This is a genomic window from Dyadobacter arcticus (genome assembly GCF_011762185.1).
GTDB classification, from domain to species: domain Bacteria; phylum Bacteroidota; class Bacteroidia; order Cytophagales; family Spirosomataceae; genus Dyadobacter; species Dyadobacter arcticus.
Genome location: NZ_JAASQJ010000002.1, coordinates 697,104 through 721,043 on the forward strand (window position 1 = coordinate 697,104; position 23,940 = coordinate 721,043).

Here is a 23,940-nt window from a genome sequence, read left to right on the forward strand (position 1 = left end):
GCGGTGTTCATTATCTTATGATAGTAAGTTCTGACACCCTTATAATGAAGACAATTGGATTGATATCAGATACGCACGGCTATCTGGATGGTCGGGTATTCGATCATTTTTCACATTGTGATGAGGTCTGGCATGCCGGCGATCTGGGTTCTTCGAAGATCATTGACCAGCTGGAAGCTTTCAAACCAACAAGAATCATTTTTGGCAATATTGATAGCGCTGAGATAAGAGCACGTACCGAGGAAAACCTGCATTTTGAACTGGAAGGGTTTTCCATTTGGATGACCCACATTGGAGGGGCGCCACCTAAATACAACCCTCAGGTTAAACCGATTCTCAAATCAAATACGCCTGATCTTTTCATCTGCGGGCACTCACATATCCTACGGGTGATCCGCGACCCAGCTTTGAATAATATGCTTTACATAAACCCCGGCGCTGCGGGCCAGGAAGGCTTTCACAAATTTCGCACCATTTTACGCTTCAACTTGCACGACGGGATTATTAGCCAGATGGAAGTTATTGAGCTAGGAAAAAGAGGAGCAATTGCTTGAAATTCAGAAGGTAACCCTAACTTTTTTGATTTCCTTGCCCCGCAGCAGCTCGGCCTCGACTTGTTGGCCTTTCTCGTGTTTTCCAAGAATTTCCATGTAGTCGTAAATGGTCGCTATATCTTTCCCAGCAAGTTTGGTAATGATGTCGCCCACGAGAATACCTGCTTTTTCGGCAGGGCGGGCTTTTGTAACGCCGTCTATTTTAAGGCCTTTTCCAGAATAACTGTAATTAGGCATGACGCCCAATGTTACTTTGAAATTGCTTGTGGTAACGCCGCTATGTGCATTGCCTGCGCTTAAAAATTCCGGCTCAGCAGCTTCTTTGTCCAGATTTTGCAGCAGACCTGCGATCACATTAAGTATCCTCGCTTCTCCATCCACATTAATTTTGTCAGGATCGTCAGAAATTTTGTGGTAATCGCCATGCCCGCCGGTGAAGAATTGTACAACAGGAATGTCTTTCAAATAAAATGAGGTATGATCCGATGCCCCAATTCCGGACGAGTCGACTGTGTATTTCAGATTTTGTGATTTTGCTAGATCAGGAATGAGTTTTCCCCACACTTTACTCGTGCCCCAGCCAGAAATGATGATGCCCTTATTTTCATCCAGCCGACCAATCATATCCATGTTGATCATGCAGGAAATGGAGTTTAAAGGAACGGTTGGTTTCTCGGTAAAACGTTTAGAACCGATCAGCCCGAGTTCTTCTCCGGAAAATGTGATAAAGAGGTAGTTATGCTTTTCTACCACATCGTTTTCCGAAAAGTATTTGGCAAGTTCGAGCACCCCCGTGGTGCCGGATGCATTGTCATCCGCACCATTATGTATTTTGTTCTTACTGTCGGGTGACAGTGATCTTCCCTGGTATCCTCTCCCCAAGTGGTCATAATGTGCTCCGATCACAATGGTTTTGGAAGCGCCGTTATCGAGAAAACCAACTACATTTCGTCCTATCAGCTGATGCGCTTTTCCATCAATTGCAAATGAAATTTCAAAAGGCTGGAAAAAACTAACATTCTTACCGGCAGGTTTCAGGTTTAACTTTTCAAAGACGTCAGCAATATAATTCGCGGCTTTGATCTCGCCCAAACTGGCAGTACCCCGACCTTCCAGATCGTCAGAAGCCAAAAACTCGATATGTTGACGAATAAATGCAGGCTGAAAATTCTGTGATTCTCCTAAAAAGGGTAAACAAAGGATTAATAGTACGAGTATAAAGGATTTCATTGAAGGTCAGATTGGTAGCTAAAATGGTAAACGCATCAGAGTTTGTCTTGGATCTCCACAAGAAATTTTCTGACCCGCAATAATCGCTGGATCAGAAGCTGAGCCTCTTCTTTACGTCTCAATTGTTCACGCGTGCCCTTGATGGTCCGGCCCTGTTTGTCGCGCTGATTGATGATTTTTTTAATGATTTCGATATCCCGTTCAGTATATCTTCTCCTGTTTCGGGCATCTCTTTTGGGGCTGAGCTGCGGAAATTTATTCTCCCAGAAACGCAATGCTGATGGCTCGCAGCCTACGAGTTTGGCGACTTCGTTGGTGTCATAATAAAGCTTTGTGTTGGGTTCCATATCGGCCAAATGCAGTTAATACAAAGATAATAACCGTTTCATTTAAACCCTGTTCTCAGCTAAACTTTTGATCTTGTTCAATGCATTATCTACAAATTCTTCGGAAGATTTATAATACTCGATACCGTCTGGCAGAACTGAGAAATCGCCAATTTCAATTGACAGCCTGGTTCCAGTTTCTTCTTCCGAGAGATTGTAAGTATAGCCGATGTTGTAGGCTGCGGGCGGCTGTTCCCATTTCGAAACATAAAGGCTAAAAACCAGTGACTTGTGAGGTTCACAAACTTTAACGGTCATTTTGGTAATGCCAGACCATTCAATTGTTCGTCCTGTTTCAAGATAATAATCATCAAAATCGTGGGGAAGCGCGTCCCATTGCCTGATGTATTTTGGGGCAATCAGTACTTCCCACACCTTGGACACGGGCGCTTCTATTAAAACTTCTTCCTTAACAACCAGCTGATTATTCATGACAATTGCATTAACATTTACCAATATACGTTGAGCAATGTAAAAATTATGCCGCTGCTTCCGGTTCTTCCAGCTGCTTTGTAAGTGATGTTAAAAAAAAGAATACGACAACACCAGTAATTATTCCTATTGCTAAGATCTTTTTCATGATGAAACTCATTTTTGTTGGAAAGATAAATGCCCGGGTTCTTCGGGATAATATGTACACCACAAAAAGAATACCAGTTAATGACTAAGAAAGAAGGTTCTGTCTGAGAAGGAACTCTAGCTGCCCATTGACGTCCATTAATTTTTCAATCAACTCCTTATTTTCCTCCCGCAAATGAAAAATTTCATATGCATTTTTTATAATTATCCGAAGTTGTTGTTCATCCCAGGGCTTGTTGAGATAATAGTAGATGTGCCCTTTATTTACCGCGTCAATGACGGCAGTAATATCCGTATAACCGGTGAGGAGGATACGTACCGGATCGGAATATTCTTTTAAAACTTCAATTAAAAAATCCACGCCGGTCATTTCCGGCATACGCTGATCAGTGATGATCACGTGGACCACATTATGCTTCAATAGTTCCAGGCCTTCACGCCCTGATGTGGCAATAAAAATGTTAAAATCTCGTCTAAAAGCCGCTTTGAAGGAGTTGAGATTGTTGATTTCATCATCTACATAAAGTACGCTGATTTTTCCTTTTTCCATCATTAAAAATTCTTATACTGAGAGGTGGTCGTTACAGTTGATGACATTGACAAACTAATTGATAATATTATATTAATAATTCTATATTATCATCACCAGGCCCCCGACACTTTTTACAAGTTCAAATTCGAAAAATCCCGAAGCTTCTGCTAATAAGTAAAATTTACTTGGAATACTCCAAATATTTTACGGGTCATTTAACCACTGGTTAGTTTTACAAAAATAAATTCAGCAATTTGTGTAATTATTTAGTGAAAAATCATTGGTGAATATACGACATTTGAAACAGGCCTTCGTGAGTCAGGCGCAATTTTCTTCGCTCCTCATGGCAGTTGTTTTAGGCAGAGTTATAATACGCTAAGTACCAGACCCACAATAATTTAAAGATGTACCAGGAAGCTAGCAGCAATGCCATTTACAAACCAGTTTTTATACCAAAAGAACAATACGCGGACAAGGAAAAATTTGATTTATTTATTGAAAATTATCAAGACAAGACCATTCTTGATGTTTTCGCCTCACAAAAAAAAGAGTTGATCCGGTTACGCAGTCCAAAAAAGCGATTAAGCGCGATCGAAACAGACGCTTTATACGATCAATGGCTAGCGGAAAGGGAGCAGGAAACAGAGGGCTTGTGGATTCTATATCCCTGGTCCGGTCGCTTAATCCATATTGTCGATAAAGATGAATTTGTTGAGCTCCGAACAAGCCGCAACCAATACAAAATTACCCCACAAGAACAGCGCGATCTAGCGCGGCGAAAAATAGGGATAATTGGTCTTTCGGTAGGACATGCGGTAGCGGTAAGCATTGCGACGGAGAGAATCTGCGGAATACTAAAACTTGCCGATTTTGATACCATTGAACTCAGTAATCTCAACCGGATCAAAACCGGGCTCCATAATATTGGCGTGAATAAATGCATTGTCACCGCAAGGGAAATTGCAGAAATAGACCCGTTCCTTGAAATTGAATGCTATACCGAGGGCATCAGTAAGACAAATATGTCTCGCTTTCTGCTGGAAGGAGGGAAACTGGATATTCTGATTGATGAATGCGATGATATTGGTGTAAAAATAGCTTGTAGAGTGATGGCAGCCAGTCATCAGATTCCGGTGGTGATGGAAACAAGTGACAGGGGCATGCTGGATGTGGAACGGTTTGACATTGAACAGGACAGACCTATTTTTCATGGATTGCTCAAAGGCATACCGGCCGAAAAGTTCGATCACATTTCCGATGAGGAGCGTCTGCCGCTGGTGCTTCGGATCGTGAATGCGATAAATGGCTCTAAGAGAGGGAAAGTATCGCTTGTTGAAATTGGGCAAACCATCAGTACCTGGCCACAACTCGCCAGCGCAGTAACGTTGGGTGCAGGCGTTGTCACGGATGTTTGCCGCCGGATCCTTCTGAAACAATATCAGGAATCGGGCAGGTACTACATAGATTTGGAAGAACTTGTCGGAAACAAATCCCCTGTTACACCAGCACCACTTTTCCAGAATCCTTACCTGCCATTCGATCCCAAAGAAGCGGTTAATGAGGCTGATTCTCTTCCCTATGCTTCCGGACAGATACTTGTAAGCGATGATATGATCAGAGAGCTGGTCTATGCGGCCTGTTATGCTCCCTCAACAGGAAACGACCAGCCCTGGAAATGGCTTTACCGGAATGGCAGGCTGCATTTATTTCATGATCGTTACAGGTCCTATTCTTTTGGAGATTTTGATCACATTGCTTCCAACATTTCATTCGGCGCGGCATACGAAAACCTGATACTAAAAAGCCACGAATCTGGCCTGGGCATCAAAAGTCAGCTGTTTCCCTTGGGTCCCGATTCCACATTGATTGCTGCTATCAATTTTAACGCTGGCCAATCTTTGGCAGTTTGTGAGCCCGTTTACGCACCCGATTCTGTCGGATATATATTTGAGCGCTGCACCAATAGAAATCCTTCCTTCCCAGCCCGCATCACTTCAAATGAAATGGACGCACTAAAAAATGCCGCAGAGAGCATTGAAGGGGCCCGGTTTCACTATTTTGATGATAAACTGCAAATGTCGGCATTGGGAGAGATCATAGGGGAATGTGACCGGATCAGGCTGCTGAATCCCAATGGTCACCATGATTTTGTGCAGCGGGAGATGAAATGGTCGCCTTTGGAGGCGGAAAGTTCAAAAGACGGGATTGATATACGTACTTTGGGAATGAATAGTGCCCAAATGGCTGCGCTGGCAATTATCCGGGATGGTGAAATTACAAAAACGCTAAAGTCGATAAACGGTGGGAGTGCTTTGATTGATGTCGCAATGAAGACAGTGGCGACCGCCTCTGCGCTCGGAATGATTACTTTACCCAAATATGACCACAAGAATTTTTTTCTGGGAGGTATGTCCATGCAGCGGCTTTGGCTGCAAGCAGAGCAGGCAGGATTTGCGATTCACCCGCTGATTTCACCATTTTATTTGTTTCCCAGAATAACTAAAGGCGATGGTGCAGGCTTAGATGCCGATGAAAGCGCAAAATTGAAGGATGTTCGAAAAAAATTCCGGGAACTCGTTCCATTTGAAGATAATATTGCAGAAGTGTTTTTATTCAAAATCGCAAAGGCTGAGAAACCTCAGATCAAAAGTTATCGGTTACCATTGGAAGAAACACTTTTTATCGTAAATCCTGAAAATTAATGGTTGCTCAAATTAAAGCATACCGTGCTCCCGACGACGTCGAAACCAGTTTAAAGTATGCAGAAGGGCACCGAAAAGTGCTTGAAGCGTATGGCGTAAAACAGGTGACTTCTTATAGTCACAATTGGCTGGAAGACCCTAATACCTATGTTATCATTGTGGAATCGGAGGACGGCAGCAAAATTTATGGAGGTACCAGAGTGCAGGTAAGGTCTCCAAACCTGAAAATGCCGATGGAGGATGCCATTGCGAAAATCGATAAGAACATTTACGGGTATGTCGATAATATTGGCGATTATAATGTCGCAGAATTTTGCGGATTGTTTAATTCCAAGGAAGTGGCTGGATATGGCATCGGAAGTGTTTATCTTGGTAGAACTGCTATGGCAATTTCGTCGATGGTAGGAATCAAATATCTGATGGGCCTATGCTCTCCGATAACCCTCGTCATCAGTCAGCGAATCGGCTTTGAGGTTTTAACGGATCTGGGAAACAACGGAACATTCTATTATCCCAAAGAAGGCCTCATTGCAACATCATTGATAGCCCGGGATTTGACGAATCTGCCGTTCGCCACAGATGAAGAAAGAGAAAAGATTTTTAGCCTCAGGGAAAACCCAAAACAGACGGTAGTTGAAAGTGGAAGAAGGGGAGACCTTGAAATAATATACGACATCAACAAATGGATCTAAAGTTCTACCAGCGTTTTTTTCTAATTTCACTGCTCTTACTTATTTCCCTGACCGGTAAAGCAGAAGAGGTAATTTTTAGTGGAAAAGACCTATCCATTGGAAAGAGCGTCGAGATTATGGAAGATACGCTGGGAACACTTACACTTGCCCAGGTCATGGCTTCCGGAACGTTTGTACGGAGCCGTGATGAAACTCCCAATTTCGGCCTGAGCAATTCTGCATTCTGGATCAGGCTGAAAATTAAAAACGAAACGCAGGAAGACGATATCTTCCTGGAACTGGCCTACCCCCGAATTGAATTCTGTACCCTTTTTTCTCAGGAAAAAACAGGGTTTATGTCCCAGGCAATCTCCTGGAATAATGCATTCGGCATGCGAAATGTCCAGCATCAGAATATTGTTTATAAACTCAATATCCCCATTCAACAATCTGAAACTTACTATCTGAGAATCCGCGGGAATGAGCCCATTGTGTTGCCCTTACTTGTAAGAAGCGAAATGGGTTTTTTCCAATTTACCTTTACCAACGAAATCATTTCGGGCATCCATGTTGGCGTATTGTTCGTCATGATGCTTTATAACTTCTTTGTTTACTTTTCGATTCGGGAGAAAAGCTATCTCTATTACGTATTTTATATTCTTTTTATAGGACTTACGCAAACGACGATTACAGGTTATACATTCAAATTTCTTTGGCCTGAAACCCCGTCTATCAACAAATATTCGATTATTGTTTTCCCTGCGCTGGCTGGAATTTTCGCCATCTTATTCTTTCAGAACTTTTTACATACCAGAGAACGGTCCCTGTCAATTCATAAAATCCTTTCGGCTATCATCGTGGCCAATGTGCTGGCTGTAATTTTCAACCTAACTGGCATGGAGCGGGTCAGTTACAGAATGATCGACGTAACGGGCGTTACCGCGGCATTGCTTGCTCTCGTAGTTGCTATCCAGCTTTCTCTGAAAAACTATCGTCCGGCAAAGTTTTATCTCGTAGCATGGTCTATTTTTCTTATTGGAATAGTATTATATACGCTGCGAAACCTTAATATTTTACCTTATAATACTTTTACAAACTATACTATGCAGGCGGGTACTGCAATAGAAGTAATTTTACTTTCTTTTGCACTGGCCGATAAAATCAACATCTTTAAGCAGGAAAAAGAAGAATCTCAGGCACAAGCCCTGCGGGTTTCAATGGAGAACGAGAAGATGATTTTGGAACAAAATGCATTTTTGGAAAAAAGCGTCAACGAAAGGACCGCAGAATTGCAATTTGCAAATGTTGAACTGAATGGTGCGCTTACCCAATTGAAAGATGCTCAGAGCCAATTACTTGATTCCGAAAAAATGGCTTCGTTAGGTCAGTTGACTGCCGGAATTGCGCATGAGATCAATAACCCGATTAATTTTGTAAGTTCCAATATCAGGCCTTTACGGAGGGACATTGACGACGTTCTGGAAATATTGGATTCATATAGCGACTTACGGAATGTTGGGTCAATTGAGGTCTTAAATGAGAAAATCGTTGAAATTGAAGCTTTGAAGAATGAATTAGATCTTGATTATATTAAAACTGAACTTGGAACACTTCTGAAAGGAATGGAGGATGGTGCGCAGAGGACGGTGGAAATTGTTAAAGGGCTCAAAATATTTTCCCGTGTTGATGAAACCGACCTTAACCTCGTAAATATTAACGAAGGTATTGAATCGACGGTGATCATTTTAAATTATCAGATGGGTAATTCCATACATTTGGTGAAAGAGCTTGGGAACATTCCAAGCATTGAATGTTATGCCGGAAAGTTGAACCAGGTTTTCATGAATATCCTGACTAATTCGATTTATGCGCTGCAAAAAGAAAAACATGACAGCGAAAGACCGACAATCTGGATAAAAACATGGCTCAAAGATCCTGAAAATATATCCATTTCCATGCGTGACAATGGCCCTGGGATGACACCGGAAGTTCGCGCAAAAATATTCGAACCTTTCTTTACGACCAAGCAAGTTGGAGATGGAACGGGGCTAGGTCTTTCAATTGTCTTTAAAATTATCGAAGTTCACAGTGGTAATATCCAGGTAAATACAGAAGTTGGCAAGGGTACCGAATTTTTAATTACGCTGCCGGTCAAGAAAAAAGTACGCCCTATCCCTGACTTTCAATGAGTGAAAAAACAATAAGCATTCTCTATATTGACGATGAGGAGCACAATCTGCATTCGTTCAAGGCTTCATTCCGAAAGCAATATGATATCACCATTACCTCTTCGGTGGTGGAGGCGGAGCAGATCCTGAATAGCAAGGATTTCTGCATCATACTTGCAGATCAGCGTATGCCGATTATGACGGGTGTCCAGTTTTTTGAAAAGATCAGGCTGAAACATCCGAAACCTATTCGTATTCTCATCACGGGCCATACCGACATTGGCGCTGCCATCGATGCTATTAACAAGGGAGAGGTTTTTCGTTTTATCGATAAGCCATGGGACTACACCTATGTAGAAACTGCCATTGCTAATGCTTACGAAATTTACAGAACGAGAGAAGATTTGAAATTACGCAACATTGAGCTTCAAAAAGCCAATGAAGAATTGGACAAATTTGTATACAGCGCATCCCACGATCTGCGTGCCCCGCTTATGTCGGTATTGGGTATTGTAAATCTCGCGTTACTGGAAGAAGATGTAAAATCCCAGAATGAATATCTCGAACTGATCCGTCAATCGGTAAAGAAACTCGATACATTCATCATCAACATCATTGACTATTACAAAAATGCGCGCGGCGTCCCGGTAGTCACTGATATCAGTTTTGAAGAGCTTGTTACCGAAGTCCAGGCGACCATTCAGTATTTGCCGGAATATGGAAATCTTAAGATGACGACAGACATTGACCAGGCCGGAATCTTCCAGTCCGATGTCATGAAGCTGAGAATTATCTTCAACAATCTGATCAATAATGCAATCAAATTCCAGGATAAATCTAAACCGGACCCGTTTGTACATCTCACGGTAAAGTCAACGCCAACCCAGGCGCAGATCATCGTTGCGGACAATGGTTCAGGAATCAAAGAGTCCGATCAGGATAAGATATTTAAGATGTTTTACCGGGCTGGCGCTACCAACAGCGGCTCGGGCATCGGGCTATATATTGTGCACGAAGCCATAGCAAAATTAGGAGGGGAAATTAGTGTAAGTTCAAAAATAGGACAGGGTAGTATTTTTGAAATTAACATACCTTCAATAGCTAAATAATACCGCCATGAAGCCTCTGCTCAACTTTTTTTTGATTGATGACAGCGCATTTGATCTTTTCATCTATGAAAAGCTTCTGATTAAAAGTGGCATCACCGAAAATGTAAAAACCTTCAATTCAGCGCGGGAGGCCCTAAAACACATCTTAAGTCAAGGTACTAGCCTGCCTGAAATCATCATTCTACTCGATTTGCAAATGCCCGATATGAACGGCTTTGAATTTATCGAGGAATTCGACAATCTGCCCGATTTTCTGCGTTCTAAAATTCAAATTTTCATGCTTTCTTCTACCATTGACACCAGGGATATCGAAAAGGCAAAGGCAAGTCCGCACATCATTGATCTGCTTCCAAAACCGTTAGAAGTCAACTTTTTGAAAAAGAAATTGGCTCTGTAAACTCCGGACTTTTCCCTTTTTCTAATAGCTCGATGGCGGAAGCGTTTATTTGCCTGAGTATACGCCTAAAAAATCAATTTATCAGGCGTTTCAAAAGCCTTTCCCACAAATTGTCCTATTTTGTAACACTTGCTTTTTCTCACAGAACTGTGGCCAGCATAATAGCCGCCACTAAAGGTGTTTTATGTAAACAATAGAATTATAAATGTAATTTTTTAAATATTTTTAAAAACTACTGGTGTTTCGGTACATGTTTGGAAGAACTGGGAGCTAGATCCTTTTTCCAAACCTTTAACACCAACATTTAATGAAAACTGATAGCAAAACACTGTCTGAAATTTTGAAGTTGCATGCAGAATATGTTAAAGAAGTAGAATTCAGTGGTATCAAACCTTTATCCATGGAAATTTACAAGACTAACTCTCACAACTTCGTGCGCTGGATCAAAGATGAATTTAATCCAGGTAGCAAATTGCGCAAAGGAGTGATAGCTTAGCTACAAGACATTCATACTCAACGTTGAGAAAAGTTCAGATTGCCGGTTGGCCAACGCTACCGGCAGTTTTTTTATAGGTAGTTGTTTGTTATGTTTGGATTTAAATGTGCAATTAATACGTTCCATTAGAAAACCTATGCTGCTTTCTCTTTTCAATCTTCTCAAAGGCCGCTTCACAAAAGATGCAATCAGTGAGGCCAAATCAAATGAAAAACGGATGTCACGCCAGGAGGCCCTTCAGCAAATGCGAAACATCGCGAGCAAAAGGCCCGATAAAAAGAAATAATCAGCAGCCCTGCCCGTAGTACGCATCCTTCCCATGCTTACGATAATAATGCTTGTCGATAAGGCTCTGCTTAATTGTGTCGGCGTCCGGATTGATCTGCAAAGTCAGATAGGCCATTTTAGCAATTTCTTCCAGAACAATTGAATTATAAATTGCTTTTGCCGGGTCTTTGCCCCATGTGAATGGCCCATGGCAAGCAATTAGCACCATTTCAATTTCCTCGTAGCTTAATGCTTGTTTTGTAAATAAATCCAGGATCTGGTTGCCCGTTTCCAATTCATAGTCCCGACGAATCATATCATCCGACATTATTTCGGTTACTGGAATCGACGAAGTCAAATGATCTGCGTGCGTCGTCCCAAGGTTAGGAATCGATTTAATGGCCTGCGCCCATGCGACCGCATAAGTGGAATGCGTGTGACAAACACCTCCAATTGATTCAAAATTTTTGTAAAGCAGCGTATGTGTTTTCGTGTCCGATGATGGGCGCAAATTGCCTTCCACCAATGCATTGTCCAGATCCACAACCACAATATCTTCAACGCGCAGACGATGATAGGGAACACCGCTCGGCTTGATTGCCACTACACCAGCGGTACGGTCGATCCCACTTACATTCCCAAAAGTAACAATGGCCAAGTCCTCTTTGGGAATCTCCATGTTAGCCTCGTAGACTTGCTCTTTCAGATAAATATACTTTGACATCGCACCTGATTTTTATTTATAGGCGGCTTCACTCCACCTCAATTCGTTTTTGAGTTGCCTTAACGTTGTATTTTTATCAATAACAACCAATTCAACACCAGCCATGTCAGCAAAACTCTCGATGTGTTCCGTCGTAATATTCTGGCTATATACGGTATGGTGAGCCCCGCCTGCGTAAATCCAGGCCGCACACCCAATTTGCATGCTCGGGGCAGGTTTCCATAAAACCCTGGCAACCGGCAATTTGGGAAGCTCTTCAGAAAAATCTACAGCCTCCACTTCATTGACCAGGATCCTGAAACGGTTGCCCAGATCAATCAGTGACACATTGATAGCTGGACCTGCCGGTGCATTAAACACCAACCGTACTGGATCCTCTTTCCCTCCTATTCCGAGTGGATGAATCTCGCAGGAAGGCTTTCCGGCTGCGATACTCGGACAGATTTCCAGCATGTGAGAACCCAATACAAGATTATTGGACGGATTAAAATGGTAGGTATAATCTTCCATAAATGAATTCCCGCCTTTCAAACCAACAGCCATGACTTTTAATGCGCGCACCATTGCGGACGTTTTCCAATCCCCTTCACCAGCATATCCATACCCAGCCGCCATCATACGCTGTGAACCTATGCCCGGAAGCTGCTTCATTCCATACAGGTCCTCGAAAGTATTCGTATAACCTTTAAAATTCCCATCTTCCAGGAAGTACTTCAATCCCAATTCAATACGGGCAGAATCCGTTAACGCGTTGTGACGCTCCCGGCCCTTCCTGAGTTGCTCAGCAAGATTATATATGGATTCATACTCATCTACCAAAACACCCACTTCTTCATCCGAAACCTGGTCAATTACAGTTGCCAGATCGCCCACGGCATGGGTGTTCACTGAAAAGCCGAATGTCATTTCGGCAGCCACCTTATCTCCATCCGTAACAGCTACCTGTCGCATATTGTCGCCAAACCGCACAAATTTGGCACCTTTCATATCATGTTTCGCTGCAGCTACCCGAGTCCACTGGGCCAGATCCTCCGCCACATTATCCTGTTGCCAGTGGCCTACTATCACCTTTCGGTTCATTCGCATCCTGGTCATCATAAATCCAAACTCCCGGTCGCCATGTGCAGACTGGTTGAGGTTCATGAAATCCATATCGATATCTGCCCAGGGAATATCGCGATTGAATTGGGTATGTAAATGGAGCAGTGGCTTTTGCAGGATCTGCAATCCCCTGATCCACATTTTGGCTGGTGAAAAAGTATGCATCCAGGCAATGATACCTACGCAGCTAACAGCATTATTAGCCTCCTGAATAATGTTGTAAATTTCGTCAGGCGTCTTTACAACTGGTTTGAAGATGATTCGTAAAGGTATTGCCGGAGATTGGTCAAGATAATTGCTGATAATCTGGGAATGTTCATCAACCTGCCGTAGCGTTTCCTCACCGTATAAATGTTGACTGCCTGTAATAAACCAAATTTCAAATTTTTTTAAATCCAGCATTAGAAGTGATGATGCGTTGTTTTGTTAGAAGGTATTTGAGAAAGAATCGACAGTGACTGGCCTGGATTGGGCCAAAAAATGATTTTCCAGGAAATCACCGGACTGAAGATATTTTTGATAAAGTGTTTGATAAACTTTTGATTGCTCTTGCCTGGGCTGATAAGTGAGATCAAAGCCCGAACTCATCGCATCCTGCGCCTCCTGCAATGTTGAATGAATACCGGATGCAACGGCCGCAAACATGGCAGCGCCCAATGCACAGGCCTGTTCCGAACTGGCAACTTTAATGGGCATATTTAGCACATCCGCCAGCGTCTGCATTACAAATGATGACTTTTTAGCCACCCCACCTATTGCAATCACCTCATGGATCGGGACACCCTCACTTCGGAACCGCTCTACGATCCGCTTGGATCCAAACGCGGTTGACTCCACCAATGCCTTGAATATCCGGGCATGGTCACTTGCCAGGTTCAAACCCAGGATTGCACCTTTCAAGGTGTGTTTTGCATCCGGGGTCCTGCGGCCATTAAGCCAATCCACAGCAATGATATCCTGCTCAGTTATTGGCAGGAGCGCTGCCTGTTCGGCGAGGTAAGGAATAAGTTTGCGGGACATTTCAGCCGAAGCTTCCGCTCCGATCAATGCTGCAACAGGCTCAATTATAAGCTTTACAAACCACGCATAAATATCTCCGAATGCCGATTGACCGGCCTCCATACCCAACATACCCGGAATAATGGAACCATCTACCTGACCACAGATACCTTTGATGAGCAAATGCCCTGCCTCTTCGTTGGGCGCAATAAGCATATCGCAGGTAGAGGTGCCGATTACCTTACACAAAGAATAAGGTTCGATCAAAGCACCCACGGCACCCATATGTGCATCGAAAGCCCCCACACCGATCACGGTGTCCTGCGGAATTCCTAGTTTGTCAGCCCATTTTTGGGAGATTGGGCCCATTACTTGATCGGAAGTTTCCGTATTGCTGAAAAGCTGATCACGCAGACCGTCCAGCAGAGGATCGAGCTCTCTGAAAAATTCATTGGATGGTAAACCATCAAAATCCCGGTGCCACAATGCTTTATGCCCTGCCGCGCAACGCGACCTTTTTAACGTAAGCGGATCTGTTTGCCCGGTCAGCTCGGCAGAAATCCAGTCGCAGTGTTCTACCCAGGAAAATGCTTTCTCCCGAACCGTTGAATCCGTTCGCAGTGTATGAAGGATTTTTGCCCAAAACCATTCTGAGGAATAAATGCCGCCGACATATTTGGTGTAATCCACTGACCAGCAGTGTGCAAGCGCGTTTATTTCCTCTGCCTCAGCATTAGCGGTATGGTCTTTCCAGAGGATAAACATACCATTGGGGTTCTCAGCGAAATCGGGTAACAATGCGAGTGGTGTGCCGTTCCGGTCTACAGCAACTGGCGTGGACCCTGTCGTATCTATTGAAATCCCGCGAACATTTTGCTTTACATTGCCCGGACATTGATCCAGCGCGTTCAGCACCGCCGATTCAACGCCTTCAAGGTAGTCGAGTGGATGTTGACGGAACATGGAAACCGCTGCGTTGCAATACTTGCCCTGCTTCCATCTTGAATATTCTTTCACAGCAGTTCCGACCTGCTCGCCTGTTTGCGCATTCACAACAAGCGCCCTCACCGAATCCGTACCAAAGTCGATGCCGATAACGTAATTTTCTTTCATGTGAAGGTTTAGGATAAGCTTAGAGCAATTTTATGTTTTTATTTAACTTACCAACTAACAAATATAAGTAATTTTGCTTCTAGTGTAGGATTGACACGATTATTCATTCGCCTTCATAGAATCGGGCATGAAGTTCCAGAAAGCGTGAAATTTCGCTTTGTACTTTTCCTCATCCAGTTTATATAAGGTGGCCTTTTTGGTTGCGCCGTTACTGTTTTTATAACCTGTATCAATCAGCAGGCCGGTTGAAAGCAATTTTCTACTGAAATTTCGACGGTCTATAGGAATACCGTAGATCGCTTCATACAGTTTTTGCAGTTGCGGAATCGTGAACCGCTCGGGCAGTAGTTCAAAACCAATCGGATGTAATGCGGCTTTGTATTTGAGATGGTCGGTTGCGCGGATGACCATTTGCTCATGGTCAAAAATGAGTTGCGGACGGGATTCGAGAGATATCCAGAAAGCATTATGGCTTTTTACTGCTTCGGCATCGTGGTCATCGATCTTAATTAGCGCGAAAAATACGACCGAAACCGTTCGTTCGGCAGGATCACGTCCCGCTTTTCCAAATGTTTCGAACTGCTCGAAGTATATATCTTTTAGACCTGTAAGATTATATAAAATCCTTGCTGCGCCGTCTGATAGGTCTTCGTCTCTATTTACAAAACCGCCCATCAATGACCATTTTCCTTTCTCCGGTTCAAAATTTCTTTTGATCAGCAAGAGTTTAATATCCCTGCCGTCAAAACCAAAAATGATACAGTCTATGGCCACAAGAATGCGAGTAGCCTGCGGATAATTTGTCATTTACAATAAATTATGGAGGTTCGCGCTAGTCTGGATTACCGTCGCGTATTAATTTTCTTTTAAGAAAGTAAAAAAAAGAAACAGAATACTTAATCTGGGCAAGGTAGTCGCTAACTAATTTAATTGCGAGTTTTGCTTATTACTTCATTTTCCTTAGTCCTATGAAAAACCTTATTCTTTGTGCCTGCCTTATAATCTCATGCTCATCTTCAACTTTTGCGCAAAACAATACCATTACCGTTGCTACCTACAATCTGCGTTACAATACTCCCAATGACGGCATGAATGCCTGGCCCAATCGTAAGGAAAATGTAAAAGGCCTTATCCAATTCCACGAATTTGACATTTTTGGGGTGCAGGAAGCATTGATTGGACAATTGAGGGATGTGGCTGAATTAACCGATTACGTTTTTTTTGGTAAAGGCCGTGACGATGGCAAGGAAGGTGGTGAGCATTCAGCTATTTTTTATAGGAAAGATCGATTTAAATTGTTGAAATCGGGAGATTTCTGGCTGAGCGAAACGCCCGAAAAACCGGGCAAAGGCTGGGATGCAGTCTGCTGCAATCGGATAGCCACTTGGGGGAAATTTCAGGATATCACTTCGAAAAAAGAATTCTTCCTTTTTAATGTACATTTTGATCATCAGGGCGTTGAAGCAAGGAGACAATCAGGGCATTTAATGGTTAAAAAAATTAATGAGATCGCGGCCAAATCGACTGTTATTTTGACTGGTGATTTCAATTCAACGCCGGATACAGAGCAGATCAAAGCCATTCAGACGATTTTGAGCGATGCGCACGAGGTGACCAAACAAAAACCTTATGGTCCTGAGGGCACATTTAACAGTTTCAAATTCGACGCTCCAATGGATAAAAGGATCGACTACATCTTCGTTAGCAAGAACATTGATGTTTTTAAATACGGCGTCTTAACCGACGCAAGGGAACAGCGTTATCCATCTGATCATCAGCCTTTAGTTGTGAAGGTAGCATTGCAATGACTTCGCCGTCGGCAATCATAAAAATTCTCTAAAATACATTTGGACTTTGTTATCTTGGAAAGCCGATAGCCGGTTGCCTAAGTTGATAAATTATTTCAGAATACATGATCAGAAGCATTCTGTCTATTCTCTTCCCGATAATCCCCCTAGTTTCCGCTTTTTCTCAAAATGTTAAAATAAGCATTACCGCCCCAAGGGTTTTGAACGATAGAAAGGCAATCCTCTTGACCCGAGAAAAAGGTTTTGCGGCTATTGTCCATTCGATCCAATTGGGATTCGATACCACACATTTGCAAATGGACAAAAACCTGCTGCCGGATCTTTACCAATTGCAGGTTTCAAAAATGAAGGGTTCATTAATCTTCTTTTTCGAATCAGGAATTCAGGTAAAATTAGATACGGCCAATGTTTCTAAATCATTGGTAACCCATTCAAAAAGCCACCTGGAATGGCAAATTTTTCAGGACAGCATTCAAATTCCCTTCGATCAGCGGATTAACTCATATGTGTTGGAAGAAGGCCGGCTCCGCAAGAAAAGCAAGGCTGACAGTGCTGCTTATTGGCTTAACCTGCAAACCATCGAACGAGCGGATCTAATGAACAAAACCGCAGCGTTCATATCCCTGCACCCGAGCTCATATGTCAGCTTATATCTTCTAAAAACTTATTGGTTCGCATTGAAGAATGAGGGCCTGTTTGAAAAATTAGACTCCTCACTCGCCCACCATCGGAACTATAAATTCTTGAAAGACAGGAATAAAGGAGTGACGAGATATTAGGAATCGGATAATGAATGGTATGTTGAATGCAATTGCGATCAAACAAATGAAATCGATCTTGAAAAGTACCGCAGTGAAAAATTTAAAATAAACCATTGCTCGTTAAATTACCGAGTTCTAGCCATTTGACAGTTAGATTTTCTTGGATAAGGTTTTTACATGAAAGCATATTGCTTCCCATCAACTTCATTTTAAAATGAAAATCTCGGCAATTGTAAAAAGCGAATTTAACCAACATCAGATCAAAGTCGAAACGGACGGTTCGTCCAAACAGGTGGACATTGCCCCCAAACCTGAAGGGTACGGATCTTCTGTTAATGGTGGAGAGATGCTTCTGCTTGCACTGGCGACATGTTTTTGTAATGACATTTACCGGGAGGCTGCGCAAAGAAATATTAAAGTCAGCGGCGTGGAAGTAATCTGCACCGCTGATTTCGGCGCGGCGGGTGAGGCAGGAAACAATTTTCGGTACAAAGCAAACGTGATCTCCGACGCAAGCGCCTCAGAAATTGAAGAGCTGATCATGCATACTGACCAAATAGCCGAGATTCACAATACATTGCGAAAGGGAGTACAGGTTACTTGGGCAGGACAACTTTGAAAAGCATTATAAGCCCGCAATGTACTTTTGCCCACCCAGATAACGCATTTGGCGTACGATATGCCCTGTACGTTTTTTGACGTACGCAGAAGGATTTTTAATGGAAAACCGGATCGGATTGGGTAAGACGGCCGCGATCCGAGCCGCTTCGTATCTACTGAGCTTTTTTGATGATTTGTTATAATACCGAAGCGAAGCTGCCTCTACCCCGAAAGTCATATTCCCCATTTCTGCCACATTCAGGTACACTTCCAGGATTCGCTCCTTATCCCAAATCACTTCTATCAGAACCGTAAAGTAAGCTTCGAGGCCTTTTCGGACAAAACTTCTTCCATGCCACAGGAAAACATTTTTGGCGACCTGCTGTGAGATGGTACTTGCGCCACGGGCGCGCTTTCGCTTTTCAGTAACCGCATTATATATCTGGTCAAAGTCAAATCCCCAGTGATTTGGAAAGTTCTGATCTTCCGAAGCTACCACGGCAAGTGCTACCTCCTTTGAGATATCCTCATATGCCTCCCAGTCGTGAAAGATTTCAGTGTCATCATCCGCTCGGAATGCTTCGATTTTTCGGGAAATCATGTAAGGCGTTACCCAGACAGGTAAGAACCTTAGAATGACCACCCAAACAATTGAAAGCACAATAAAAACAATGAAAATACGGAGCGCAATAAATTGCAGACGGCGGAGCATAAAACTTTTTTACTTCTAAAACAGAAACCAAACGACAAAACCAGCGTACAAATAACAGAAACTAATCAGGTTAAGACAAAGAATCGAAGACCATTATTCACCAAATATTTCAACCCTTGTCCCTGTATCTTATGAATGAGGATATCCTAAGTTTTGTCTGGCGTTTCCAGTATTTCAATACTACAAACCTTCAAACCGATGATAATGTGAGTGTTTCGATACTCCGGACAGGATACAAAAATGCAAATGCAGGACCCGATTTCTCCCAGGCTGCTGTGATCATTGACAACGTTCATTGGCATGGGAGCATCGAAATCCATGTGCGTTCCTCGGACTGGTTCCTGCATACGCATGAGAAAGACCTTGCCTATGAAGGTGTCATTTTGCATGTGGTTTGGGAAAATGATAGACCTATTATCCGAAAGGATGGTACCATGATCCCCACATTATCCCTGAAAGGATTAGTGAACGCAGCCGTCCTTGAAAGATATGCAATGTTGCAGGATGTAAAAGAGGGCATTCCCTGCGCCGGTATGTTTCAGGAAATTTTGGACATCCACAAATACGCCATGCTGGACAGGGTATTAATGGGTAGGCTGGACCGCAAGGCTGGAGAAGTAATGCACCTTTTTGAAAACAATCAAAACGATTGGGAAAAGACTGCTTACCAATGGCTGGGCAGACATTTTGGCTTCAAATTAAATGACCATGCATTTTTAAGGCTAACCCAGATTGCACCCTGGAAAATCATTCAAAAACACCGTGTCCGGCTCGTTCAGATCGAAGCGTTGCTCTTTGGGATGGCCGGACTGATACCTGAAGATTCTGACGAAAACTATGTCAGGCTGTTGCGAAAGGAATTTCTATTTCTGACTACCAAATACGAATTGACTGAAAAGGTCATGTGGGCGCATGAATGGAAGTATGCAAAGCTGCGACCGGCTGGTTTTCCGACAGTCAGGCTTGCGCAGCTTGCAAAATTACTGAGCCGGGAGGGTAGCTTATTTCTCATGCTGACCTCAGCCCAGTCCATCACGGATTTACAGGAAATTTTCCACGGAACACAGTCCGAATATTGGACAGAACATTATGTTTTTGGAAAAAAATCAAAAAACAAAGTTCCAGCAATGGGCAAGGACGCATCTGCCCTACTGGTTATCAATGTTGTAGTGCCGCTATTGGTCGCTTTTTCGAAACAGCGCCAGCAACCCGAGTTACTTGATAAGGCCATTTACTGGCTGTCCCAGGTCCCGGCGGAAAACAACCGGATTACGAGAGATTGGGCGACATTGGGAATGCGCGTGAACACAGCCGCGGATTCGCAGGCGTTGATAGAATGGTACAACAATTTTTGCAGCACCCGAAAATGCCTTGATTGCACCGTTGGCGGGATATTGGTGCGAACTTCTAGCCTTTTACAAGATTGACACCCGTCAAAAGAAAAACGGTCCCCACCAAAAATGGCACGACCGACTCCCACTTAGATACTGTCATGCCCAATACCGGCTTTTCTGAGAGAAATGCCACGCAGGCAAAAAGAAGGACAACGATGCCCAGGATAGTTAATAATGCACCGAAGAAACGTTTAAACTGGGTATTTTCCATTGGGTAATTTAGAAGTCAGAATGATGTTTTGTAAAAATAGAAATAAGAAAATGTGCTTTAAAAATAATGATATTCCTAATGCGCTGTCAGGCCCATTTTCTCACCTTCCTCGACCATATAGGCAAGGGCAGGCTCATATTCATTGGGTATGGTACCTTCCAGGATAGCCTCTCTGACCATTTCTTTAATGATGCCAACTTCGCGGGTTGGCTTTAACCCAAAAGTTTCCATGATTATTTCGCCGGTAATGACCGGCTGGAAGTTTCTTAACTTATCCCGCTCTTCAAGGTCTTTCAATTTCTGTTCTACCAGGTCGAAATTATGCAGGTAACGCTTTACTTTTTCGGGATTCTTGGAAGTAATATCCGCCCGGCAGAGTTTCATCAGCGCTTCGATGTCTTCACCGGCCTCAACGAGCAATCTGCGCATGGCCGAATCCGTAATTTGTTCCTTGGATAAAACAATTGGACGTAAATGCAAACGTACCAGCTTCTTCACAAAGCGCATTTTCTCATTCTGCGGTAGCTTCATCCTCTTAAAAATCACAGGAACCATCCGTGCGCCCACTTCCTCATGGTTATGGAATGACCAGCCGATTCTTTTGTCAAATTTCTTAGTCGCTGGTTTTGCAATATCGTGCAAAATCGCTGCCCAGCGTAACCACAAATCGTCTGTATTCTGAGAAACATTATCGAGCACCTGCAAAGTATGGTAAAAATTATCCTTATGACCTTTGCCTTCAATGTTCTCCACGCCTTGTAGCTCAATCATTTCCGGGAAAATAATAGCCAGCAATCCCGCATGGAACAGCAATTTGAAACCATAGGAAGGGATTGGGGAAAGGATGATCTTGTTCAACTCGTCGGAGATGCGCTCCATGGAAACAATGGAAATGCGGTCCTTCATTTTGATGATCGCATCGAACGTATCCGGCTCAATATCAAAGTTCAACTGACTTGCAAAGCGGATCGCGCGCATCATTCGAAGCGGGTCGTCGGAAAACGTAATCTCAGGTTCAAGCGGTGTTCGAAGTATTTTTTTGCGTAAATCCCGCATTCCGTCAAACGGATCGACGAGGTCTCCAAAAGTATTTCTATCCAGGCTGATCCCCATTGCATTAATGGTAAAGTCGCGCCTGTTCTGATCGTCACTTAATGTTCCGTCCTCGACAGCCGGCTTCCGGGAATCGGTCCGATAAGATTCTTTTCTGGCTCCAACAAATTCAATTTCCAGATCGCCTTGCCGGATCTGTGCTGTTCCAAAGGTTTTGAAAATACTAACAAAGACATCAGGCCCAAGCTGACTTGCTACCAGTTCAGCCAATTCAATTCCGCTTCCAATTGAGACAATGTCAATATCCTTACTATTCCTTTTAAGAATTAGATCCCTTACAAAACCACCAATCACATAAGCCTCCACACCAAGCTCAGCTGCCGACTTTGCCACAACATCCAGGATAGGATAGCCCAATAAGTGCTCTTTAAAATTCATGCGGCAAAGGTATTGAATTCTTATGGTCAGGTTTTGTAGTCTAAATAAAATGCTTTTGATCGAATGGAAGGCTTATGGCCAATTTTTGTCAGAAATCACTGACATCAGAAATGGAGATTTCCGAATGGCTGGATGATCCATATCTCGTCGATAGCTATTTAATCCATGATTTTCATTTCATCAGCTATTTACCATAAAAAACGCCGTCCGGGGAAACCTGTCAAACAATTCATCTTTCAATTCCTTGCTAATCGGCAGATGACCTACCGCCTCTGACATGCATTGCAGCCAGGCAATGGCATCATCCTCGGTGATCGTGTGGGGCATGTGGCGGGCACGCATCATGGGGTGCCCATACACGTCTGAATATATTTGTGGACCGCCCAGAAATTGCGTTAAAAACAATCTCTGCTTCTCCTTAATCAGGTCTTTGTCACTTTTAAAAAGCCTCGAAATGAGCTCATGCTCAAAGACGAGGTCATAAAATTTATCTGTCACCTTCCTAAGCGCTTCGTCACCGCCAATACGTTCATACAATGTTTCGTTTTCCATTCCAATAGATTAATTCCTTTCCTTCTGAAAAATGTATTTTACAGGTAGAGCACATCAGTGTTAAAAATAATTAGTGACATGGACATGGTGGTTATCAGCTTTCGAAGCGCAAGTGCTTTACGGAAGCGCCTGAACGTGCAAGTTCCGTCAATGCTTCAATGCCGATGTCCAAATGCTTTTTGACATAGTTAGTAGTCACTTTTTTATCGCTTTCTTCCGTTTTCACACCCTCAGGTACCATTGGATTGTCGGAAACGAGCAGCAAGGCACCATGTGGAATGGAATTGGCAAAACCGACAATGAAAATAGTAGCTGTTTCCATATCGATCGCCATGGCTCGGATTTCCCGGAGGTATTCTTTGAAGCTGTCGTCGTGCTCCCAGATCCTGCGGTTAGTAGTGTAAACGGTCCCAGTCCAATAATCCATTTTATGTTTGGCAATGCTTGCGGAAACGGTACTTTGGAGACGGAAGGATGGCAATGCGGGAATTTCGGGAGGCATATAGTCATCGCTGGTGCCTTCGCCGCGGATGGCTGCAATTGGAAGAATTAAATCCCCCACCTGTGTTTTTTTCAATCCACCGCATTTGCCCAAAAATAGCACAGCCTTGGGATTAATTGCCGATAAAAGATCCATGATCGTCGCCGCCATTGGGCTTCCCATGCCGAAATTAATGATGGTAATGTCTTTGGCAGTAGCCGTTTGCATCGCCCTGCCCTGCCCTTTTACATCCACACCGAATTTCTCGGCAAACATGGTCACATAATTCCCAAAATTGGTGAGCAGGATGTAGTTTCCAAATTCTTCAACCGGAGTTCCTGTATAACGTGGAAGCCAATTTTCGACAATTTGATCTTTGGTAGTCATGAATTTTTAAGGTTTATTGGCGTGGGTTGCCGGTATGTGTATCTTCGTTTATGGAAGCATTGAATCTTCCCGAATTTGCTTATAAAGTTAAGCAGGTTACCGGGAAACCATATATTTTCGATATTATACGGAGGAAATTCGTTTCTCTGACGCCGGAAGAATGGGTTCGTCAGCATTTCATCCATTTACTCATCACCCATTATGGGTATCCCAAATCACTCTTCGCCGTAGAAACGGGTATGGTGTACAATACGCTGGCGAAAAGAACGGATATTATGATCCTATCCTCCAATTCACTGCCCTTTCTTCTAGTCGAATGCAAGGCACCATTTATTACCGTCAACGACGCTACCTTCGCTCAGATTAGCAGGTATAACTTCACCTTACAACCTCAATTCCTGGCAGTTACCAACGGCATGAGCCACTATTGCTTTAAGGCGGTCAACGGCCAAGTCCATTTTATGGATGACTTTCCGGCTTATCGGGAAAACAACCTTTAACCATCCTTTCAGGAA

25 protein-coding genes are annotated in these 23,940 nt (G+C 43.2%); 12 read left to right on the forward strand and 13 right to left on the reverse strand.

Going from position 1 to position 23,940, the window contains the following annotated elements; translation table 11 throughout:
• Positions 1 to 44 precede the first annotated feature (44 nt).
• Entirely contained in the window at positions 45 to 554 is a 510-nt protein-coding gene (locus FHS68_RS10710; protein WP_167269816.1) for a metallophosphoesterase family protein, read from the forward strand.
• A 3-nt stretch (positions 555 to 557) separates the two neighbouring features.
• Here the strand turns inward: FHS68_RS10710 and FHS68_RS10715 are convergent, their stop codons facing one another.
• The 4 genes from FHS68_RS10715 to FHS68_RS10730 all read right to left on the reverse strand — a co-directional run bounded on the left by FHS68_RS10715 (position 558) and on the right by FHS68_RS10730 (position 3,299).
• On the reverse strand, positions 558 to 1,784 hold the full coding sequence (locus FHS68_RS10715; protein ID WP_167269817.1) for a M28 family peptidase: 1,227 nt from the start codon (positions 1,782 to 1,784) through the stop codon (positions 558 to 560).
• A gap of 35 nt (positions 1,785 to 1,819) precedes the next feature.
• Positions 1,820 to 2,131, reverse strand: a complete 312-nt coding sequence (locus tag FHS68_RS10720; RefSeq protein ID WP_167269819.1) for a MerR family transcriptional regulator — start codon at positions 2,129 to 2,131, stop codon at positions 1,820 to 1,822.
• A gap of 42 nt (positions 2,132 to 2,173) precedes the next feature.
• On the reverse strand, positions 2,174 to 2,602 hold the full coding sequence (locus FHS68_RS10725; protein ID WP_167269821.1) for an SRPBCC family protein: 429 nt from the start codon (positions 2,600 to 2,602) through the stop codon (positions 2,174 to 2,176).
• Between the two features lie 232 nt (positions 2,603 to 2,834).
• Positions 2,835 to 3,299, reverse strand: a complete 465-nt coding sequence (locus FHS68_RS10730) for a response regulator (protein WP_167270901.1) — start codon at positions 3,297 to 3,299, stop codon at positions 2,835 to 2,837.
• Positions 3,300 to 3,685: 386 nt separating this feature from the next.
• Here FHS68_RS10730 and FHS68_RS10735 point away from each other — a divergent pair, with 386 nt between their 5' ends.
• The 6 genes from FHS68_RS10735 (at position 3,686) to FHS68_RS10760 (ending at position 10,824) form a co-directional block, all read left to right on the forward strand.
• A complete protein-coding gene (locus FHS68_RS10735; protein ID WP_167269823.1) occupies positions 3,686 to 5,983 on the forward strand; it encodes an Rv1355c family protein in 2,298 nt (765 codons plus the stop codon).
• Complete coding sequence (locus FHS68_RS10740; RefSeq protein WP_167269825.1) at positions 5,983 to 6,675, forward strand: hypothetical protein; 693 nt, start codon at positions 5,983 to 5,985, stop codon at positions 6,673 to 6,675. The genes FHS68_RS10735 and FHS68_RS10740 overlap by 1 nt, the downstream gene beginning before the upstream one ends.
• A complete protein-coding gene (locus tag FHS68_RS10745; RefSeq protein WP_167269826.1) occupies positions 6,666 to 8,843 on the forward strand; it encodes a sensor histidine kinase in 2,178 nt (725 codons plus the stop codon). Before FHS68_RS10740 ends, FHS68_RS10745 begins: the two co-directional genes overlap by 10 nt.
• Positions 8,840 to 9,931 (forward strand): sensor histidine kinase, encoded by a 1,092-nt coding sequence (locus FHS68_RS10750; protein ID WP_167269828.1) that lies wholly within the window; start codon positions 8,840 to 8,842, stop codon positions 9,929 to 9,931. The genes FHS68_RS10745 and FHS68_RS10750 overlap by 4 nt, the downstream gene beginning before the upstream one ends.
• A gap of 7 nt (positions 9,932 to 9,938) precedes the next feature.
• Positions 9,939 to 10,328, forward strand: coding sequence for a response regulator (locus FHS68_RS10755; protein ID WP_167269830.1), 390 nt, complete (start codon positions 9,939 to 9,941; stop codon positions 10,326 to 10,328).
• A 307-nt stretch (positions 10,329 to 10,635) separates the two neighbouring features.
• Positions 10,636 to 10,824 carry a hypothetical protein gene (locus FHS68_RS10760; protein WP_167269832.1) on the forward strand — a complete coding sequence of 63 codons (189 nt, stop codon included), beginning with the start codon at positions 10,636 to 10,638 and terminating at the stop codon, positions 10,822 to 10,824.
• Between the two features lie 286 nt (positions 10,825 to 11,110).
• On the opposite strand, the gene FHS68_RS10765 is transcribed toward FHS68_RS10760, so the two are convergent.
• The 4 genes from FHS68_RS10765 to FHS68_RS10780 all read right to left on the reverse strand — a co-directional run bounded on the left by FHS68_RS10765 (position 11,111) and on the right by FHS68_RS10780 (position 15,835).
• Complete coding sequence (locus tag FHS68_RS10765) at positions 11,111 to 11,815, reverse strand: L-ribulose-5-phosphate 4-epimerase (protein WP_167269834.1); 705 nt, start codon at positions 11,813 to 11,815, stop codon at positions 11,111 to 11,113.
• Between the two features lie 12 nt (positions 11,816 to 11,827).
• Complete coding sequence (gene araA / locus FHS68_RS10770) at positions 11,828 to 13,318, reverse strand: L-arabinose isomerase (RefSeq protein ID WP_167269836.1); 1,491 nt, start codon at positions 13,316 to 13,318, stop codon at positions 11,828 to 11,830.
• 24 nt (positions 13,319 to 13,342) lie between these two features.
• Positions 13,343 to 15,028, reverse strand: a complete 1,686-nt coding sequence (locus FHS68_RS10775) for a ribulokinase (protein WP_167269838.1) — start codon at positions 15,026 to 15,028, stop codon at positions 13,343 to 13,345.
• Positions 15,029 to 15,127: 99 nt separating this feature from the next.
• Positions 15,128 to 15,835, reverse strand: a complete 708-nt coding sequence (locus FHS68_RS10780; protein ID WP_167269840.1) for an NUDIX hydrolase — start codon at positions 15,833 to 15,835, stop codon at positions 15,128 to 15,130.
• A gap of 161 nt (positions 15,836 to 15,996) precedes the next feature.
• Here FHS68_RS10780 and FHS68_RS10785 point away from each other — a divergent pair, with 161 nt between their 5' ends.
• The 3 genes from FHS68_RS10785 (at position 15,997) to FHS68_RS10795 (ending at position 18,216) form a co-directional block, all read left to right on the forward strand.
• Positions 15,997 to 16,836, forward strand: coding sequence for an endonuclease/exonuclease/phosphatase family protein (locus tag FHS68_RS10785; RefSeq protein ID WP_167269842.1), 840 nt, complete (start codon positions 15,997 to 15,999; stop codon positions 16,834 to 16,836).
• Between the two features lie 104 nt (positions 16,837 to 16,940).
• Positions 16,941 to 17,615, forward strand: coding sequence for a hypothetical protein (locus FHS68_RS10790; RefSeq protein WP_167269844.1), 675 nt, complete (start codon positions 16,941 to 16,943; stop codon positions 17,613 to 17,615).
• 196 nt (positions 17,616 to 17,811) lie between these two features.
• Positions 17,812 to 18,216, forward strand: a complete 405-nt coding sequence (locus FHS68_RS10795; RefSeq protein WP_167269846.1) for an OsmC family protein — start codon at positions 17,812 to 17,814, stop codon at positions 18,214 to 18,216.
• A 6-nt stretch (positions 18,217 to 18,222) separates the two neighbouring features.
• Here the strand turns inward: FHS68_RS10795 and mtgA are convergent, their stop codons facing one another.
• Positions 18,223 to 18,909: a monofunctional biosynthetic peptidoglycan transglycosylase gene (gene mtgA / locus FHS68_RS10800; RefSeq protein WP_167269848.1), complete on the reverse strand. Its 687-nt coding sequence runs from the start codon at positions 18,907 to 18,909 to the stop codon at positions 18,223 to 18,225.
• A 116-nt stretch (positions 18,910 to 19,025) separates the two neighbouring features.
• On the opposite strand from mtgA, the gene FHS68_RS10805 reads away from it, so the two are divergent.
• Positions 19,026 to 20,336 (forward strand): DUF2851 family protein, encoded by a 1,311-nt coding sequence (locus FHS68_RS10805; RefSeq protein ID WP_229211849.1) that lies wholly within the window; start codon positions 19,026 to 19,028, stop codon positions 20,334 to 20,336.
• Here FHS68_RS10805 and FHS68_RS10810 read toward each other — a convergent pair.
• The 4 genes from FHS68_RS10810 to FHS68_RS10825 form a co-directional block, all read right to left on the reverse strand.
• A complete protein-coding gene (locus tag FHS68_RS10810; protein WP_167269850.1) occupies positions 20,317 to 20,514 on the reverse strand; it encodes a hypothetical protein in 198 nt (65 codons plus the stop codon). The two genes, FHS68_RS10805 and FHS68_RS10810, sit on opposite strands and share 20 nt — an antisense overlap.
• 75 nt (positions 20,515 to 20,589) lie before the next feature.
• The gene (locus tag FHS68_RS10815) at positions 20,590 to 22,005 is read right to left on the reverse strand and encodes a CCA tRNA nucleotidyltransferase (protein ID WP_167269852.1); all 1,416 of its coding nucleotides are present in this window, start codon (positions 22,003 to 22,005) and stop codon (positions 20,590 to 20,592) included.
• A 180-nt stretch (positions 22,006 to 22,185) separates the two neighbouring features.
• Positions 22,186 to 22,557: a globin domain-containing protein gene (locus FHS68_RS10820; protein ID WP_167269854.1), complete on the reverse strand. Its 372-nt coding sequence runs from the start codon at positions 22,555 to 22,557 to the stop codon at positions 22,186 to 22,188.
• Positions 22,558 to 22,651: 94 nt separating this feature from the next.
• Positions 22,652 to 23,425: an AMP nucleosidase gene (locus tag FHS68_RS10825; RefSeq protein WP_167269856.1), complete on the reverse strand. Its 774-nt coding sequence runs from the start codon at positions 23,423 to 23,425 to the stop codon at positions 22,652 to 22,654.
• 50 nt (positions 23,426 to 23,475) lie between these two features.
• Between FHS68_RS10825 and FHS68_RS10830 the strand changes: the two genes are divergently transcribed.
• Entirely contained in the window at positions 23,476 to 23,925 is a 450-nt protein-coding gene (locus tag FHS68_RS10830; protein WP_167269858.1) for a type I restriction enzyme HsdR N-terminal domain-containing protein, read from the forward strand.
• The last annotated feature ends 15 nt before the right edge of the window (positions 23,926 to 23,940 follow it).

Excerpts from the sequence above, each read along its gene's own strand:
- FHS68_RS10710 (WP_167269816.1), top strand. The coding sequence starts at position 45 with ATGAAGACAATTGGATTGATATCAGATACGCACGGCTATCTGGATGGT.
- FHS68_RS10715 (WP_167269817.1), bottom strand. The coding sequence starts at position 1,784 with ATGAAATCCTTTATACTCGTACTATTAATCCTTTGTTTACCCTTTTTA.
- FHS68_RS10720 (WP_167269819.1), bottom strand. The coding sequence starts at position 2,131 with ATGGAACCCAACACAAAGCTTTATTATGACACCAACGAAGTCGCCAAA.
- FHS68_RS10725 (WP_167269821.1), bottom strand. The coding sequence starts at position 2,602 with ATGAATAATCAGCTGGTTGTTAAGGAAGAAGTTTTAATAGAAGCGCCC.
- FHS68_RS10730 (WP_167270901.1), bottom strand. The coding sequence starts at position 3,299 with ATGGAAAAAGGAAAAATCAGCGTACTTTATGTAGATGATGAAATCAAC.
- FHS68_RS10735 (WP_167269823.1), top strand. The coding sequence starts at position 3,686 with ATGTACCAGGAAGCTAGCAGCAATGCCATTTACAAACCAGTTTTTATA.
- FHS68_RS10740 (WP_167269825.1), top strand. The coding sequence starts at position 5,983 with ATGGTTGCTCAAATTAAAGCATACCGTGCTCCCGACGACGTCGAAACC.
- FHS68_RS10745 (WP_167269826.1), top strand. The coding sequence starts at position 6,666 with ATGGATCTAAAGTTCTACCAGCGTTTTTTTCTAATTTCACTGCTCTTA.
- FHS68_RS10750 (WP_167269828.1), top strand. The coding sequence starts at position 8,840 with ATGAGTGAAAAAACAATAAGCATTCTCTATATTGACGATGAGGAGCAC.
- FHS68_RS10755 (WP_167269830.1), top strand. The coding sequence starts at position 9,939 with ATGAAGCCTCTGCTCAACTTTTTTTTGATTGATGACAGCGCATTTGAT.
- FHS68_RS10760 (WP_167269832.1), top strand. The coding sequence starts at position 10,636 with ATGAAAACTGATAGCAAAACACTGTCTGAAATTTTGAAGTTGCATGCA.
- FHS68_RS10765 (WP_167269834.1), bottom strand. The coding sequence starts at position 11,815 with ATGTCAAAGTATATTTATCTGAAAGAGCAAGTCTACGAGGCTAACATG.
- araA (WP_167269836.1), bottom strand. The coding sequence starts at position 13,318 with ATGCTGGATTTAAAAAAATTTGAAATTTGGTTTATTACAGGCAGTCAA.
- FHS68_RS10775 (WP_167269838.1), bottom strand. The coding sequence starts at position 15,028 with ATGAAAGAAAATTACGTTATCGGCATCGACTTTGGTACGGATTCGGTG.
- FHS68_RS10780 (WP_167269840.1), bottom strand. The coding sequence starts at position 15,835 with ATGACAAATTATCCGCAGGCTACTCGCATTCTTGTGGCCATAGACTGT.
- FHS68_RS10785 (WP_167269842.1), top strand. The coding sequence starts at position 15,997 with ATGAAAAACCTTATTCTTTGTGCCTGCCTTATAATCTCATGCTCATCT.
- FHS68_RS10790 (WP_167269844.1), top strand. The coding sequence starts at position 16,941 with ATGATCAGAAGCATTCTGTCTATTCTCTTCCCGATAATCCCCCTAGTT.
- FHS68_RS10795 (WP_167269846.1), top strand. The coding sequence starts at position 17,812 with ATGAAAATCTCGGCAATTGTAAAAAGCGAATTTAACCAACATCAGATC.
- mtgA (WP_167269848.1), bottom strand. The coding sequence starts at position 18,909 with ATGCTCCGCCGTCTGCAATTTATTGCGCTCCGTATTTTCATTGTTTTT.
- FHS68_RS10810 (WP_167269850.1), bottom strand. The coding sequence starts at position 20,514 with ATGGAAAATACCCAGTTTAAACGTTTCTTCGGTGCATTATTAACTATC.
- FHS68_RS10815 (WP_167269852.1), bottom strand. The coding sequence starts at position 22,005 with ATGAATTTTAAAGAGCACTTATTGGGCTATCCTATCCTGGATGTTGTG.
- FHS68_RS10820 (WP_167269854.1), bottom strand. The coding sequence starts at position 22,557 with ATGGAAAACGAAACATTGTATGAACGTATTGGCGGTGACGAAGCGCTT.
- FHS68_RS10825 (WP_167269856.1), bottom strand. The coding sequence starts at position 23,425 with ATGACTACCAAAGATCAAATTGTCGAAAATTGGCTTCCACGTTATACA.
- FHS68_RS10830 (WP_167269858.1), top strand. The coding sequence starts at position 23,476 with ATGGAAGCATTGAATCTTCCCGAATTTGCTTATAAAGTTAAGCAGGTT.